This is a genomic window from Duganella sp. GW821-FHT01E12, from assembly GCF_059422325.1.
Window position 1 is genome coordinate 520,327 of sequence record NZ_JBWKWR010000002.1, and the last position, 14,916, is coordinate 535,242.

Consider the following 14,916-nt stretch of genomic DNA (forward strand, 5'->3'; position numbering starts at 1 on the left):
TCGCAGCACGACCAAACAGCGGGAAGCGAGGCGCAATGCGCGCTGCGGCTTTATAATCCTGCTTTCCTCTCCAACCTGGTTAAATCATGCCTGCTCAACTGATCGACGGAATCGCCCTCTCCCAAAAACTGCGCGCGGAAATTGCTGCACGTGCTGCCGCCCTCACCGCCAAAGGCAAACAACCCGGCCTGGCCGTGATCCTGGTCGGCGACGACCCGGCCAGCCATGTTTATGTCCGCAACAAGGTCAAGGGTTGCGAGGATGCCGGCTTCTACTCGCTCAAGGAGCAGTATCCCGCCGACCTGAGCGAGGCCGCGCTGCTCGAGCGCATCGCCGCGCTGAACGCCGATCCGGCCATCCATGGCATCCTGGTGCAGATGCCGCTGCCCAAGCACATCAATCCGCACAAGGTCATCGAAGCGATTTCGACCACCAAGGACGTGGACGGCTACTCGGTGCTGAGCGCCGGCGAACTGATGACCGGCCTGGAAGGCTTTCGCCCCTGCACGCCGTACGGCTGCATGAAGCTGATCGAAAGCACCGGCGTCGACCTGCGCGGCAAGCACGCGGTGGTCATCGGCCGCAGCAACACCGTCGGCAAGCCGATGGCGCTGCTGCTCTTGCAAGCCAACGCCACCGTCACCATCTGCCATAGTGCGACCCCGGACCTGGGCCTGTACACCCGCCAGGCGGACGTCGTGGTGGCCGCCGTCGGCCGCCGCAACACCCTGACGGCCGACATGGTCAAGCCGGGCGCGATCGTGATCGACGTCGGCATGAACCGTGACGACGCGGGCAAGCTGTGCGGCGACGTGGACTTCGCCGGCGTCAAGGAAGTGGCATCGCACATCACGCCGGTACCTGGCGGCGTGGGTCCGATGACCATCACCATGCTGCTGATGAACACGGTCGAAGCGGCCGAGCGCACCTAAACCAACCGTATCGAACTTATTGGACTCAAGATGACTGACCAAAATCCCCTGTTGGACTTTTCCGGCCTGCCGCGTTTCGACGCGATCAAGCCCGAGCACGTCACCCCGGCCATCGACCAACTGCTGGCCAAGAGCCGCGCCGTGGTCGAGCAACTGGAAGCACCGTCTGCGCAGGTGACCTGGGATAACTTCGTCACCCCGCTGGAAAACGCCACCGAGCTGCTGGGCCGCGCATGGGGCATCGTCAGCCATCTGAACAATGTGGTCGATACGCCCGAGCTGCGCGCCACCTACAACGAGAACCAGCCGAAGGTGACCGAGTTCTGGACCGCGCTGGCCCAGAACGAGGCGCTGTTCGACAAGTACAAGGCGCTGCGCGCGTCGGCCGGCTTCGACAGCCTGTCGCCGGCCCGCAAGCGCATCATCGACAACGCCGTGCGCGATTTCCGCATGGGCGGCGCCGAGCTGCCGGCCGATAAAAAGGAACGCTTCGCCGAGATCCAGGAAGAGCACGCGTCGGTCTCGACGCGCTTCTCCGAAAACGTGCTCGACGCCACCAACGACTACAAGCTGCTGGTGGAAGACGAGGCCGACCTGTCCGGCCTGCCCGCCGACGTCAAGGCCGCCGCGCGCGCAGCGGCAGAAAAGGAAGGCAAGCAAGGCTACGAATTCTCGCTGCACTTCCCGTCCTACTTCCCGATCCTGCAATTCGCCGACAAGCGCGAACTGCGCGAGACCATCTACCGCGCCAACGCCACCAAGGCTTCCGAGCAGGGCGATGTGTTCAGCAAGAAGGACGAGTGGGACAACACGCAGAACATCGTCACGCTGCTCAAGCTGCGCGACGAGGAAGCCAAGCTGCTGGGCTATAAAAACTTCGCCGAGGTATCGCTGGTGCCGAAGATGGCGCAGTCGCCCGACCAGGTGATCGCCTTCCTCGAAGACCTGGCCAAGCGCGCGCGTCCGTTCGCCGAGCAGGACCTGGCCGAGCTGAAAAAATTCGCGCAGGACGAGCTGGGCATCGCCGAGCTGAAAGCCTGGGACATCCCCTACGCCTCCGAGAAGCTGCAGGAGCGCCGCTACGCCTTCTCCGCGCAGGAAGTGAAGCAGTACTTCCCCGAACACAAAGTGGTCGACGGCCTGTTCCGCCTGATCCAGAACCTGTTCACGGTCGAGATCAAGCCGGACGACGCGCCCGTGTGGCACAAGGACGTGCGCTTCTTCCGCATCGAACGCAACGGCAAGCTGATCGGCCAGTTCTACCTGGACCTGTACGCGCGCGCCGGCAAGAGCGGCGGCGCCTGGATGGACGATGCACGCGGCCGCCGTGCCGAGGAAGAAAAAATTCAGACCCCGGTCGCCTACCTGACCTGCAACTTCACCGAGCCCGCAGTGGTGGACGGCGTCGTCCAACCATCGCTGTTCACGCACGATGAAGTGATCACGCTGTTCCACGAATTCGGCCACGGCCTGCACCACATGCTGACCCAGGTGGACGAGCTGGGCGTGTCCGGCATCTCCGGCGTCGAGTGGGACGCGGTGGAACTGCCGTCGCAATTCATGGAGAACTTCTGCTGGGAATGGGAGGTGCTCGAACACATGACCTCGCACGCGAGTACCGGCGAGCCGCTGCCGCGCGCGCTGTACGACAAGATGCTGGCCGCGAAGAATTTCCAGTCCGGCCTGCAGACCTTGCGCCAGGTGGAGTTCTCGCTGCTCGACATGCACCTGCACTACGACTACGACGCCAGCACCGGCAAGACCGTGCAGCAGGTGATCGACGAAGTGCGCGCCAAGTTCGCGCTGATCGTGCCGCCGGCGTTCAACCGCTTCCAGAACTCCTTCGGCCACATCTTCTCCGGCGGCTACGCGGCGGGCTACTACAGCTACAAGTGGGCCGAGGTGCTGTCCGCCGACGCCTACGCCGCGTTCGAGGAGGCCAAGGCGCTGGGTCCGGAAGCGACCACCGCAACCGGCAAGCGCTACCTGCAGGAGATCCTGTCGGTGGGCGGTTCGCGGCCGGCGCTGGAATCGTTCACGGCCTTCCGTGGCCGCGAGCCCAGCATCGACGCGCTGCTGCGTCACAGCGGCATGGCGGCCTGAGCATGAAGCGGCTGGCCACGCTCGCCGCCGCGCTGCTGTGCCTCGGCACGGCCAGCGCGCAGATGTACAAATGGGTCGACGACAAGGGCGTGACCCACTACAGCGACCAGCCGCCGCCGCCGTCCACGCCGGCCAGGACCAAAGTCGAAGTGAAGTCGTTCGCCACCGGCGGCGCCACGGTGGAGCTGCCGCAGGAATTGGCCGACGCCGTGCGCAACCGCCCGGTCACGCTGTACACCACGGCGCAGTGCGACGGCTGCAGCAACGGCCGCGCCATGCTGATGGCGCGCGGCATTCCCTTCACGGAAAAAACCGTCGCCACCGTGGACGACCAGGTGGCGTTGAAGAAGGTTGGAGGCAACGGCCAGTTTCCGCTGTTGTTGGTAGGCCGCAGCAAACTGACCGGCTTCGAGCAGAACAGCTGGGATGTGCTGTTGAGCGACGCCGGCTATCCGCTGGAAAAACGCTTGCCACCGAATTATCAATATCCGGCGCCGGTTTCCGCCGCGCCGCCGCCCCCGCCCGCGCCAGAGCCGGCGCGCCCCGTGGAGGAGCCCGCCAAGCCCCTGCCGCCGGTCAATGCGCCGCCCGGCTTCCAGTTTTAAAATCGGCGTTCGGTAGCAACATCGGTGCCAGCGCCAAAAATAATTTTCGCATAAACTGGAATCACGCAGCACCGCGCTGCATGCCCTTCCCCTCTACAGAACAGATCAAACAGCTATGACACGCATCGATTTCCACACCAACGTGCCGGACAAAATCGCCTATGCCTGCCGCCTCGTGCGCAAGGCCTGGGGCGCGAACAAGCGCGTGGTGCTGATGGCAGACGATGCAGCACAACTGGCAGAACTTAACGCGGCGATGTGGACATTTTCCGCCACCGACTTCCTGCCCCACGTGCTGGCCGGCGACGCGCTTGCCGCGCACACGCCAATCATTCTCACGGACAACGATGAGGCAGAATTACCACACAAAGAATTATTGGTAAATTTGTCGCGCCGCGCGCCTTCCGGTTCCGGGGTCGCGCAATTCGAGCGCATGATCGAAGTAATTTCCTCCGACGAGGATGATGCGGCCGCCGGCCGCAAGCGCTATGTCGCATACAAGCAGCAAGACTATCCACTTACCCACTTTGTCACAGGAAAATCATGAGCCAAGCCCAATCGTTTGACGCCAGTATCCCTGTATTGACGGAAGTTCTGAAGGCCGAGCCGCTGGGCGATGAACTGCTGCCCGGCGAGGCCGCTTCCGGCCGTTCGACTCTCTCCAAGCGCGCTGAAATGGCCGCGCAGCTGGAAGCCGACGCCATCGACAACTGGAGAGATGCGGAATGGGCGATGATGGAGCATCGCCTGTCCGAGCGCATCATGCACCAGTTGCAGTCACGCGTGGACTTCGTGCTGGAGCAGCGCATCAAGGACAGCATGGCCGAAGTGCTGACCCACGCCCTGCACGGCCTGACCAACGAAATCCGCATCGGCCTGCATGACACGATAGAAAAAATTGTCGCGCGCGCCGTCTCGCAGGAACTCACGCACCTGCAAGCCCAGAAGAAGTAAGCCCGCCCCCGATCCGCGCCCATCCGTTGCGCGGATCGCACTCCTCCAGTGCGCCAACGTATCAAAACCGGGAAATTCCCGCGCGCGGCCGCCTCAAAACCGGGAATCGCCACGTCAAAGCACGAATCCCTGCGAAACTCCCTTTGCGTTAAGAATAATTTGTTGTACCTTTTGGCCTTGCAGAAAAAATTCTGCGGCGCTCGCGAGACACCGTCGCTTATTCAACCATTGGAGAATGCATATGCTGTTCAAGACCAAGTTCATTCCACTCGCCATCGCCCTGGCTTTCGCTGGCAGCGCCGGTGCGCAAGAAGTGATCAAGATCGGCCACGTCGCGCCGGTCTCCGGTCCATCCGCGCACCTGGGCAAGGACAATGAAAACGGCGCCAAGATGGCCGTCGAAGAATTGAACGCCAAAGGCATCAAAATCGGCGGCAAGCCGGTCAAGTTCGTGCTCGTGCTGGAAGACGACGGTGGCGATCCGAAACAGGGCACGGCGGTCGCGCAGAAGCTGGTCGACGCCAAAGTCAACGGCGTGATCGGCCACCTGAACTCGGGCACCACCATCCCCGCCTCGAAGATCTACTTCGACGCCGGCATTCCGGAAATCTCGCCGGCCACCACCCAGACCAAATACACGCAGCAGGGCTTCAATTCGGCGTTCCGCGTGGTCGCCAATGACGCCAAGCTGGGCGGCACGCTGGGCGGCTACGCCGTGGGCAAGATGGGCGTGAAGAAGATCGCCGTCATCGACGACCGCACCGCCTACGGCCAGGGCGTGGCGGAAGAGTTCGTCAAGGGCGCGAAAAAGGCGCTGCCGGGCGTGCAAATCGTCGGCAAGGAATTCACCACCGACAAGGCCACCGACTTCAACGCCATCCTGACCACCATCAAGGGCAAGAATCCCGACCTGATCTTCTTCGGCGGCATGGACTCGGTAGGCGGCCCGCTGCTGCGCCAGATGAAGGCGCTGGGCATCCAGGCCAAATACATGGGCGGCGACGGCCTGTGCACCGAATCGCTGCCTAAGCTGGCCGGCGCGGACGCGGTCAAGGTCGTCACCTGCGCGGAAGCCGGCGGCGTGCCGCCCGAGCTGCAAAAGAACATGGATGACTTCCACGCCCGCTACAAGAAGAAGTACAACATGGACGTGCAACTGTACGCGCCATACGTGTACGACTCGGTGATGACCATGGCTGCGGCGATGCAAGCGGCTAACTCGGCAGAGCCTGCCAAGTACCTGCCGTTCCTGCAGAAGATCAAGCATCAGGGCGTGACCGGCCTGATCGAGTTCGATGCCAAGGGCGACATCAAGGACGGTTCGCTGACGCTGTACAACTACAACAACGGCACCAAGACCATCACCTCGGTCATCAAGTAAGAAAAAAAAAGCCCCGTCGGCCTGAACGCGCTCAAGATCGCGCTCAGTGCAGACGGGGCTTTTTTGCGCAGATTACTTCTGCGCCAGCACCCATTTCACCAGGGTCTTGGCTTCGGCATCGCTCACTTGCGGATTGGCTGGCATCGGGATCGCGCCCCAGGTGCCGGAACCGCCCTTCATCACTTTGGTGACCAGCTTGGCTTCAGCATCTTTCTGGCCGGCGTACTTGGCGGCGACATCCTTGTAGGCAGGGCCGACCAGCTTGGTGCTCACCGCGTGGCAAGCCAGGCAGTTCTTAGCTTTTGCCAGATCCATGCCCGCGTCCGCCATCGCGGCTTGCGATGCGAATGCCGATGCGACCACCATGCCAACCATCATCAAATTACGTTTCATTGTCTTCTCCAGGTAAGTGCTACTCAATTCTGCGAACAATTCTACCGTGTTTTGCTATGGAACATTAAACGTCATAGCTGATATCCTCGTTGACCGATAATAGAATATTGCTGCCCGCAAAGCCATTTTCTTTGTAAGATGAGGTAACTGGAGGAGAACGTCATGCCCATGATTTTGGTGATCATCGCCCTGTGCGGGCTGCGTTATTTCGAAGTGTGGAAGTTCGCTCTGCTGTCCTGGTGGTGGATAATCGGGCTGATGGTGTTCGCTTTCGCGTGGTTCGAGTTCCTGGAGCCGATGCTGGGGCTGGACAAGCGCAAGGCCCACGACGAGGATGAGAAGCGCCGCAAGGCGCGTGTGAAGCAGAATTTCGACAAGAATAAATAACGCCCGCTCCGGGCGGAGCGGGCATATTGCGGGCAAGCCCGCGCCGGCTTAACGCTTGATCTGCGACAGATCGCGCACGGCGCCGCGGTCGGCCGACGTGGTCAGCGCCGCGTAGGCTTGCAGCGCCTGCGACACATAGCGCTCGCGGTTGACCGGCTTCCACGCATCGCTGCCCTTGGCTTCCATCGCCGCACGGCGCGCTGCCAGGTCGGCATCGCTGATGCGCAGGCTGATGGTGCGGTTCGGGATGTCGATATCGATCATGTCACCCTCCTCCACCAGGCCGATGGCGCCACCCTCCGCCGCCTCCGGCGAGGCATGGCCGATCACCAGGCCCGAGGAACCGCCCGAGAAGCGGCCGTCCGTCAACAGCGCGCACGCCTTGCCCAGCCCCTTGGACTTGATGTACGAGGTCGGATACAGCATCTCCTGCATGCCAGGGCCGCCCTTCGGACCTTCGTAGCGGATGATGACCACGTCGCCTTCGTGCACGGTGTCGCCCAGGATGCCTTCAACCGCCGCGTCCTGGCTTTCGAACACGCGCGCCTTGCCGCTGAATTTCAAAATGCTCTCGTCGACGCCGGCCGTCTTGACGATGCAGCCGTTCTCCGCCAGGTTGCCGTACAAGACAGCCAGGCCGCCGTCCTGCGAATAGGCGTGCGCCTTGTCGCGGATGCAGCCGGTGCTGCGGTCGGTGTCGAGCGCGCCGTAACGCTCCGATTGCGAGAACGCCACCTGCGTCGGCACGCCGCCCGGCGCTGCGCGGAACAGCTGCTGCACCGCCGGATCGTCGGTGCGCGTGATGTCGTTGCGCTCGATCGCATCGCCCAGCGTCGGCGCGTGGATGGTCGGCAGCGAGGTATCGAGCAAACCGGCGCGCGCCAGTTCGCCCAGGATGGCCACGATGCCGCCGGCGCGATGCACGTCCTCGATGTGATACTTGTCGGTCATCGGCGCGACCTTGCACAGGCATGGCACTTTGCGCGAGATGCGGTCGATGTCCTTCATGTCGAAGTCCACGCCCGCCTCGTGCGCGGCGGCCAGCAGGTGCAGCACGGTGTTGGTGGAACCGCCCATCGACACGTCCAGCGCCATCGCGTTTTCAAACGCGGCCTTGGTGGCGATGGAACGCGGCAGCACCGAGTAGTCGTCCTGCTCGTAGTGGCGCTTGGCCAGTTCGACGATCAAACGGCCGGCGCGCAGGAACAGCTGCTCGCGGTCGGAGTGGGTGGCGACGATGGTGCCGTTGCCCGGCAGCGCCAGGCCCAGCGCCTCGGTCAGGCAGTTCATCGAGTTCGCGGTGAACATGCCGGAGCAGGAACCGCAGGTAGGGCAGGCGGAACGCTCGATCTCGGCCACGTCGGCGTCGCTGACGGTCTGGTCGCCGGCCTTGATCATCGCGTCGACCAGATCCAGCTTGATGATCTTCTGCTTGCCATCGACCACCTTCAGCACCTTGCCCGCTTCCATCGGGCCGCCGGAGATGAACACCACCGGGATGTTGATGCGCATCGCTGCCATCAGCATGCCCGGCGTGATCTTGTCGCAGTTGGAGATGCAGACCATCGCATCGGCGCAGTGGGCGTTGACCATGTACTCGACCGAGTCGGCGATCAGGTCGCGCGACGGCAGCGAGTACAGCATGCCGCCATGGCCCATGGCGATGCCGTCGTCCACCGCGATGGTGTTGAATTCCTTGGCCACGCCGCCGGCCTTTTCGATCTCGCGCGCCACCAGCTGGCCCAGGTCCTTCAGGTGCACGTGGCCGGGCACGAACTGCGTGAACGAGTTCACCACGGCGACGATAGGCTTGTCGAAATCGCCGTCCTTCATGCCGGTGGCGCGCCACAGGGCGCGGGCGCCGGCCATGTTGCGGCCGTGGGTGGTGGTGCGGGAACGGTATTGCGGCATGATGATTCTCCAATGATAAAGGCGGGCTTAAGACCGCTGGCTTAGTATGAGAGATTGCCTTGGCCCTGCCCCCATGTCAAATATAGTATTTGCGGCCCTGTGAGTCGTATAAAATATCACTGAGACAAATTTCAATAGTAAACAATATGAACCTGGAACTGCGGCAGCTGCGCTATTTCGTCACCGTTGCCGAGGAACTCCACTTCGGCAAGGCGGCGCTGCGGCTGCACATGACGCAACCGCCGCTGTCGCAGACCATCCAGGCGCTGGAGGAGCTGCTGGGCGCCGCGCTGTTCGAGCGCAACCGGCGCGGCGTGGCGCTGACGCCGGCCGGACTAGCGCTGCTGCCGGAGGCGCGCCGCATGCTGGCGCAGTCGCAGGAGCTGCCGCAGCTGGTGCGGCGCGCGGCCGGCGGCGAGGTCGGGCGGCTGACGCTGGCCTTCGTCTCCTCGGCCGACTACAGCGTGCTGCCGCCCTTCCTGCGCGCCTACCGCGCCGCCTATCCGCAGGTGCAGATCACGCTGCAGGAGGCCACGTCCGACCTGCAGCTGGACGACCTGCTGCACAACCGCATCGACGCCGGCCTGCTGATCCCGCCGCTGCCGGACAAGGCGGCGCTGGAGCTGGACTATCTGCCGGTGCTGAGCGAGCCGCTGGTGCTGGTCCTGCCGGCCGGGCTGCTGAAGAAGAAAGGCAGGCTGGCATTGGCCTCCTTGCCGAGGCTACCATTGATCGTCTTCCCGCGCGCGATCTCGCCGGCCCTGTACGACGCCATCCTGTCGGTGTTCCGCGACGCCGGCATCACGCCGGAGATCGGCCAGCAGGCGATCCAGATGCAGACCATCGTCAGCCTGGTGTCGGCCGGAATGGGGATGGCGCTGGTGCCGCAGTCCGTGTCCAACCTGATGCGGCCCGGGGTAGAATACCGGGCGCTGCGCGACGCCACCCCGCTGGTCGAAACCGGCCTGGCCTGGCGGCGCGACAACGCCTCGCCGGTGCTGCGCGGCTTTTTGGAATTATTACGAAAGAACACCCTATGCTGATACACCCGATGCCCGATCCGATCGCCCTGCAACTGGGGCCGGTGGCGATCCACTGGTACGGCCTGATGTACGTCCTCGCCTTCGCCCTGTTCATCACGCTGGGGCGGGTGCGCCTCAAGCAGCCGCACATCGCCGCGCAGCGCTGGAAGAAGGAGGATCTGGACGACATGCTGTTCTACGGCATGCTGGGCGTGATCATCGGCGGACGCATGGGCGAGGTGCTGTTCTACGAGCCGGTCAAGTACTTCTCCGACCCGATCGAGATCTTCAAGGTCTGGCACGGCGGCATGTCCTTCCACGGCGGCTTCCTCGGCGTGCTGATCGCGATGGCCCTGTGGGCGCGCAAGAGCGGCCGCAACCTGCTGGACGTGTACGACTTCATCGCGCCGCTGGTGCCGCTGGGTTATGCCGCCGGCCGGCTGGGCAACTTCATCAACGCCGAGTTGCCGGGGCGCGTGGTCACGGACCAGTCGCTGCCGTGGGCGATGCTGTGGCCGAACAACGCCTATCCGCTGCATCCGAATCCCGTGTTCCTGCAGGGCCTGCGCCATCCGTCGCCGATCTACCAGTTGCTGATCGACGGGCTGCTGGTGTTCGTCATCCTGTGGCTGTTTGCGCGCAAGGAGCGTCCACGGCTGGCGGTCGGCGCGATGTACACGCTGCTGTATGGCTGCGCTCGCTTCTTCACCGAATACTTCCGTACGCCGGACTGGGAGCGAGTTATTGCAGGCATTCCGATCACGTCGGGCCAGGTGCTGTCGCTGCCGATGATCGTCGGCGGGGTGATCATGCTGGTGTGGTCCTACCAAGTCAAACAGAAGGGCCGCGCGCCCATCTAACCCGTGGGGTCAAGTCTGACATTCGGACACGGCCTCTGCCGTAGCGCTCTGCCAGAGGCCGTGTCCGAATGTCAGACTTGACCCCAATTTACTTCAGCAGCTTGACGATGGCGTTCCACTGCGCCGCCGTCACCGGCGTGATCGACAGGCGGCTGCCTTTTTGCAGCACCACCATGTCCTCCAGCGCCGGTATGGTGCGCATCTCGGCCAGCGACAGCAGCCGGGTTTTCTGCGTGCCTTGCACGTCAACCGAGATCCAGCGCGGCTGCTCCGGCGTGGCCTTGGGATCGTAGTACTTGCTGTCCCGGTCGAATTGCGTGGCGTCCGGATACGGGCCGCCCACCACTTTCGCCAGGCCGGCGATGCCGGGCTCCGGGCAGCTGGAGTGGTAGAACAGCACGCCGTCGCCGTCGCGCATGCCGTCGCGCATGAAGTTGCGCGCCTGGTAGTTGCGCACGCCGAACCACGGCGTGGTCCGCGCCGGCGACGCCATCACGTCGTCGATGCTCACTTCATCAGGCTCGGATTTCATCAACCAGTACTGCATAGATTTTTCTCCAGACGAAAAAAAGCGGCTGCGCACTCACATGCTTGCAACCGCTTCTTTGGTAATGAGGCCCCGCCTGTGCCGTCTTTGCCGGCATCCCGAACCAAACGGTTCAAGGTGGTCACAGTTAGTTCAATTTCGGGTTCATCGGACTAGCGACGCTCACGCCCATCGAACAAAATTCCGCAACCGGTGCACATAAATGGTTCAAGGAATATATGGCAATCGCGAACACCGCAGGGTGAGACGAAGTTTACTCTCTTGTCCGCCGCAAAGGAAGGAGTTTAGCGAATTAAAACAGGGTTTCTTGCGGCGTGAGCGCGCTGTCGAGCACTTTGTGCATGGCGCTGATCTTCGTCTGCACTTCCAGTATAGACATCTCCGACAGCGGCCCCACCGGCGATTTCACCGACAGGAATTCCGCCGCCATGCCCAGCGCCGCCATCACGGCGATGCGGTCGTTGCCCTTGACCTTGCCGGCGTCGCGGATGGCCGTCATCTTTTTATCGAGGAAGGCCGCGGCCTCGCGCAGCGCGCGCTCCTCGCTTTCCTTGACGACCAGCCGGTACGGCGAACCCATGATGGTCACATCCAGCTGTATCATCGTGCGTCCTCGTTTTCTGGCTGTGCTTCCTCGTCGGCGGTGCCGTCGAGCGCGGGGATTTTTTCCAACAAGGCCTCGACGCGGCCGGCCGCCTCGCTCAACTTGCGCTGATAGCCGATGTTCTCCACCACCAGGGCGGCATTGGCTTGACGCAATTGTGCATTCTCCCGGCGCAGGGCATGGGTCATCTCGGCCAGCTGGTCGATTTTGTCGGATAGTTCTTGGAAATCTGGAATCATCCCGCCACTATAGGCAGCGCGCGGAACGCCGTCAACCGAATCGCACGCCCGGCCCGCATATTTGGCGGGCAAGCGCGCGATTTATTTCCTCGCTGTCAATGTCGCGACGAAAATTGCTACTTTGCCAGCAAGCGTGGCGTAATACTCACATAGCCCTCGATGCCGCTGGCCTGGCCCGGCTCCGCCTCGACGATCACATTGATCTCGCGCTTGCCGGCGCCGGCCGGCAGCGGCAGCTCGAACGCCTCCAGCGCGTAGCTGTCCTTCTTGCCGGCCAGCTGGCCGTTCAGCCAGAACTCCGCCTTGCCGCGCACGCCGGCGAAGCGCAGCACGCCGCTGCCGTCGGCCAGGTTCTTGCGCGGCGTGAAGCTGGAACGGTACAGATGATACTTCGCGGCGGCCGGCGCGATCATCGGCGGCGATCCCCAGCCCCAGGTGTTCATGTCGAAGCTGGCCAGCTGCTGGTTCGGGTCGGGACGCTGGGCGCTGTCGGGCGCGATGCGCCAGCCGCGCACGAAGGTCGGCGGCGCTTCGGCCTGCGCCACATAAGGCTGCGCGGGCGTGGGCTTGACCGGGATGCTGATGCGCGCCGGCGCCAGGCCGGGCGCGGTGGCGGTCACGCCGATCGCGTCCTTGCTGTCGTAGTCGGTCTGCACGATCAGCTGCGCCAGGCCGTTGAACAGGCGGCGTGTGGCGCCCTTCTCGTCCTCGTGCGAATTGGGGTCGCCGTTGCCGTGGCCGATGGAGCGGCCGCCGCCCGTCACCGCGAAGCTCACCTGCGCGTCGGCCAGCGGCACGGCGCGGCCTTGCGCGTCCAGCGCGCGCACGGTGATCGGCATGGCGTCGCGGCCATCGCCGGCCAGCTGCGCGCGATCGGGCACCAGCTCCAGCGCGACGGCTGCGCCGGTCGTTTCCACCGACGCGCGTGCGACTTCCTTGCCGCCGTTGTAGCCGATCGCTTCCAGCTTGCCGGGCGCGTAGGCGACGTTGAAGCTGTTCATGCGGTACGGGTCCACCTTCTGTTCGCCCAGCAGGCGGCCGTTGAGCAGCAGCTGCACGCGCTCGACGTTGGCCATCACCATCACGCGGATGTCCTTGCCCTCGCTGCCGCTCCAGTTCCAGTGCGGCGCGATGTGGATCAGCGGACGGTCCTTGATCCACTGCACCTGATGGATGTAGTAGGCGTTCTTCGGGAAGCCGTTCAGGTCCATGATACCGAACGCCGAGCTGACCGAAGGCCACTCGTTGGGCGTGGGCTCGCCGCGGTAATCGAAGCCGGTCCAGACGAAACCGCCCGCCACGTATGGCCGGGTGGCGATCGCCTGCCAGGCGTCGCGGTGGGTGTTGCCCCACTTGGCCGCGTCGTCGTCGTAGCTGGCGATCAGGTTTTTCTCGCGCACGGTCTGGAACTCGCCGCGCGTCATGAAGGCCGAGGTATCCTCGGAGCTGGTGAACGGCTTGTTCGGATAGGCCTTGTGATAGCGGTCGTAGTCCGGCACATGGTAGTTGGAGCCCACCACGTCCACCGCGTGCGACACGTTCAGCTCAGTCAGGAAGCCGCCGTTCATCGCCGCCGTGACCGGACGCGTGTCGTCCAGCGCCTTCACCGTGGCCGACATGCGGCGCACCATTTCATAGCCCACTTCCGTGGCCTGCTCCGGCTCCTCGTTGAACACCGACCACAGGACCACGCCCGGATGATGGCGGTCGCGCTTGACCATCCACTCCAACTGCTTCATGTAGTCCGGCGATGGATTGAAGTTGCGGTTCTCGTCCATGACGACAAAGCCCATGCGGTCCACCAGGTCCAGCACCTCGGCCGCCGGCGCGTTGTGCGAGAAGCGGATCGCGTTCACGCCCAGCTCCTTGAGCCGGCGCAGGCGGTACTCCCACACCGAATCCGGCACGGCCACGCCGACACCCGCATGGTCCTGGTGGATGCACACGCCCTGCAGCTTCACATGCACACCGTTGAGGAAGAAGCCCTGCGCCGCGTCGAAGCGGATGGTGCGGAAGCCGGTATGCAGCGACACTTCATCGAGCGCCTTGCCATCCTGCAGAACGCGCGTGGTCACGCGATACAGATTGGTCTTCTCCAGCGACCACAGGGCCGGATGGTCGACGGCCACCGGCACCTTCACCGTGCCCGTTTCCAACACGCCGATGCGGGCGGCGGCGCTCTGGCGCGCCACCTGCTTGCCGGCCGGGTCGAACACCGACACTTCCACCGTCACGCCGCTGGCCTGCTTGCCGCTGTTGTTCAGCGTGACCTCGACCGGAATGGTCCACTGATTGTTCTTGCCCAGGCGCGGCGTGGCGTGCACGCCGTCGGTGACGACGTGCACCGGATCGCGCTTGACCAGCCACGCATGGCGGTACATGCCCGCCCCCTCGTACCACCAGCCTTCCATGGCCTCGGCGTCGGCGCGGATGGCGATGGTGTTCATCGCGTCGCCATAGCGCAGGTAGGGAGTGATGTCGATATAGCTGGAGTTATAGCCGGACCAGTTGCGGTTCACCACGTTCCCGTTCACCCACACGGTGGCGTGGGTGGCGATGGCGTCGAGCTGCAGTTCAAAATGGCGGCCGCGGTCGGCCGCTTCCACGCGCAGATAGCGCCGGTACCAGCCGACGCCGCGCGGGCGATAGCCCTGCGCGATGTTGGCGTTGGGGTCGAACGGGCCTTCGACCGCCCAGTCATGCGGCAGGTCCAGGTGGCGCCAACCGGAATCGTCGTATTCGGTGCCTGCCGCGCCGGCGGCGTTGCCCGCCTTGGCGTTGTCGTAGGATTCGTCGCTTCCCTTGATCGGCGGCTGGACGATGTCGCCCAGGTGGAACAGCCAGCCGCGGTCGAGCGACAGGCGCTCGCGGCCCATCGTTGCGGCCTGCGCGGCCACGCAGGCCGCCAGCAGCAGAACGGCGAAGCACAGCCGCCGCCAGTTGAATATGGTCGATTTCAATTTGCGTCCCCTTGATGA

The 14,916-nt window shown here is 63.8% G+C and carries 15 protein-coding genes and 1 other RNA gene; 9 read left to right on the forward strand and 7 right to left on the reverse strand.

Going from position 1 to position 14,916, the window contains the following annotated elements; genetic code table 11:
• Positions 1–86: 86 nt before the first annotated feature.
• The 6 genes from folD to AC07WS_RS07650 all read left to right on the forward strand — a co-directional run bounded on the left by folD (position 87) and on the right by AC07WS_RS07650 (position 5,975).
• Positions 87–932: a bifunctional methylenetetrahydrofolate dehydrogenase/methenyltetrahydrofolate cyclohydrolase FolD gene (folD, locus tag AC07WS_RS07625; RefSeq protein ID WP_117011773.1), complete on the forward strand. Its 846-nt coding sequence runs from the start codon at positions 87–89 to the stop codon at positions 930–932.
• Positions 933–962: 30 nt separating this feature from the next.
• Entirely contained in the window at positions 963–3,035 is a 2,073-nt protein-coding gene (locus AC07WS_RS07630; RefSeq protein ID WP_494728457.1) for a M3 family metallopeptidase, read from the forward strand.
• Positions 3,036–3,037: 2 nt separating this feature from the next.
• Positions 3,038–3,640 carry a glutaredoxin family protein gene (locus tag AC07WS_RS07635; RefSeq protein ID WP_494728458.1) on the forward strand — a complete coding sequence of 201 codons (603 nt, stop codon included), beginning with the start codon at positions 3,038–3,040 and terminating at the stop codon, positions 3,638–3,640.
• Positions 3,641–3,755: 115 nt separating this feature from the next.
• Complete coding sequence (locus tag AC07WS_RS07640) at positions 3,756–4,187, forward strand: DNA polymerase III subunit chi (RefSeq protein ID WP_494728459.1); 432 nt, start codon at positions 3,756–3,758, stop codon at positions 4,185–4,187.
• Positions 4,184–4,594, forward strand: a complete 411-nt coding sequence (locus tag AC07WS_RS07645) for a DUF2486 family protein (protein WP_494728460.1) — start codon at positions 4,184–4,186, stop codon at positions 4,592–4,594. Before AC07WS_RS07640 ends, AC07WS_RS07645 begins: the two co-directional genes overlap by 4 nt.
• 241 nt (positions 4,595–4,835) lie before the next feature.
• A complete protein-coding gene (locus AC07WS_RS07650) occupies positions 4,836–5,975 on the forward strand; it encodes a branched-chain amino acid ABC transporter substrate-binding protein (RefSeq protein ID WP_494728461.1) in 1,140 nt (379 codons plus the stop codon).
• Between the two features lie 72 nt (positions 5,976–6,047).
• Here the strand turns inward: AC07WS_RS07650 and AC07WS_RS07655 are convergent, their stop codons facing one another.
• Positions 6,048–6,368 carry a c-type cytochrome gene (locus AC07WS_RS07655; protein ID WP_117011779.1) on the reverse strand — a complete coding sequence of 107 codons (321 nt, stop codon included), beginning with the start codon at positions 6,366–6,368 and terminating at the stop codon, positions 6,048–6,050.
• 162 nt (positions 6,369–6,530) lie between these two features.
• On the opposite strand from AC07WS_RS07655, the gene AC07WS_RS07660 reads away from it, so the two are divergent.
• The gene (locus AC07WS_RS07660; protein ID WP_494728462.1) at positions 6,531–6,755 is read left to right on the forward strand and encodes a TIGR04438 family Trp-rich protein; all 225 of its coding nucleotides are present in this window, start codon (positions 6,531–6,533) and stop codon (positions 6,753–6,755) included.
• A 48-nt stretch (positions 6,756–6,803) separates the two neighbouring features.
• On the opposite strand, the gene ilvD is transcribed toward AC07WS_RS07660, so the two are convergent.
• A complete protein-coding gene (gene ilvD, locus AC07WS_RS07665) occupies positions 6,804–8,666 on the reverse strand; it encodes a dihydroxy-acid dehydratase (RefSeq protein WP_494728463.1) in 1,863 nt (620 codons plus the stop codon).
• 146 nt (positions 8,667–8,812) lie between these two features.
• Here ilvD and AC07WS_RS07670 point away from each other — a divergent pair, with 146 nt between their 5' ends.
• Both AC07WS_RS07670 and lgt read left to right on the forward strand, forming a co-directional pair.
• Positions 8,813–9,709 carry a LysR family transcriptional regulator gene (locus AC07WS_RS07670; RefSeq protein ID WP_494728464.1) on the forward strand — a complete coding sequence of 299 codons (897 nt, stop codon included), beginning with the start codon at positions 8,813–8,815 and terminating at the stop codon, positions 9,707–9,709.
• On the forward strand, positions 9,703–10,548 hold the full coding sequence (gene lgt, locus AC07WS_RS07675) for a prolipoprotein diacylglyceryl transferase (RefSeq protein WP_494728465.1): 846 nt from the start codon (positions 9,703–9,705) through the stop codon (positions 10,546–10,548). Before AC07WS_RS07670 ends, lgt begins: the two co-directional genes overlap by 7 nt.
• 88 nt (positions 10,549–10,636) lie before the next feature.
• Here lgt and AC07WS_RS07680 read toward each other — a convergent pair whose 3' ends face one another.
• The 5 genes from AC07WS_RS07680 to galA all read right to left on the reverse strand — a co-directional run bounded on the left by AC07WS_RS07680 (position 10,637) and on the right by galA (position 14,898).
• Positions 10,637–11,095, reverse strand: coding sequence for an EVE domain-containing protein (locus AC07WS_RS07680; RefSeq protein ID WP_494728466.1), 459 nt, complete (start codon positions 11,093–11,095; stop codon positions 10,637–10,639).
• Between the two features lie 65 nt (positions 11,096–11,160).
• Positions 11,161–11,341, reverse strand: a non-coding RNA gene (gene ssrS / locus AC07WS_RS07685) — 6S RNA.
• A 46-nt stretch (positions 11,342–11,387) separates the two neighbouring features.
• Positions 11,388–11,699, reverse strand: a complete 312-nt coding sequence (locus AC07WS_RS07690) for a cell division protein ZapA (RefSeq protein ID WP_494728467.1) — start codon at positions 11,697–11,699, stop codon at positions 11,388–11,390.
• Entirely contained in the window at positions 11,696–12,010 is a 315-nt protein-coding gene (locus AC07WS_RS07695; RefSeq protein WP_494728468.1) for a hypothetical protein, read from the reverse strand. Before AC07WS_RS07695 ends, AC07WS_RS07690 begins: the two co-directional genes overlap by 4 nt.
• 44 nt (positions 12,011–12,054) lie before the next feature.
• Positions 12,055–14,898: a beta-galactosidase GalA gene (gene galA, locus AC07WS_RS07700; RefSeq protein WP_494728469.1), complete on the reverse strand. Its 2,844-nt coding sequence runs from the start codon at positions 14,896–14,898 to the stop codon at positions 12,055–12,057.
• Between the last annotated feature and the right edge of the window lie 18 nt (positions 14,899–14,916).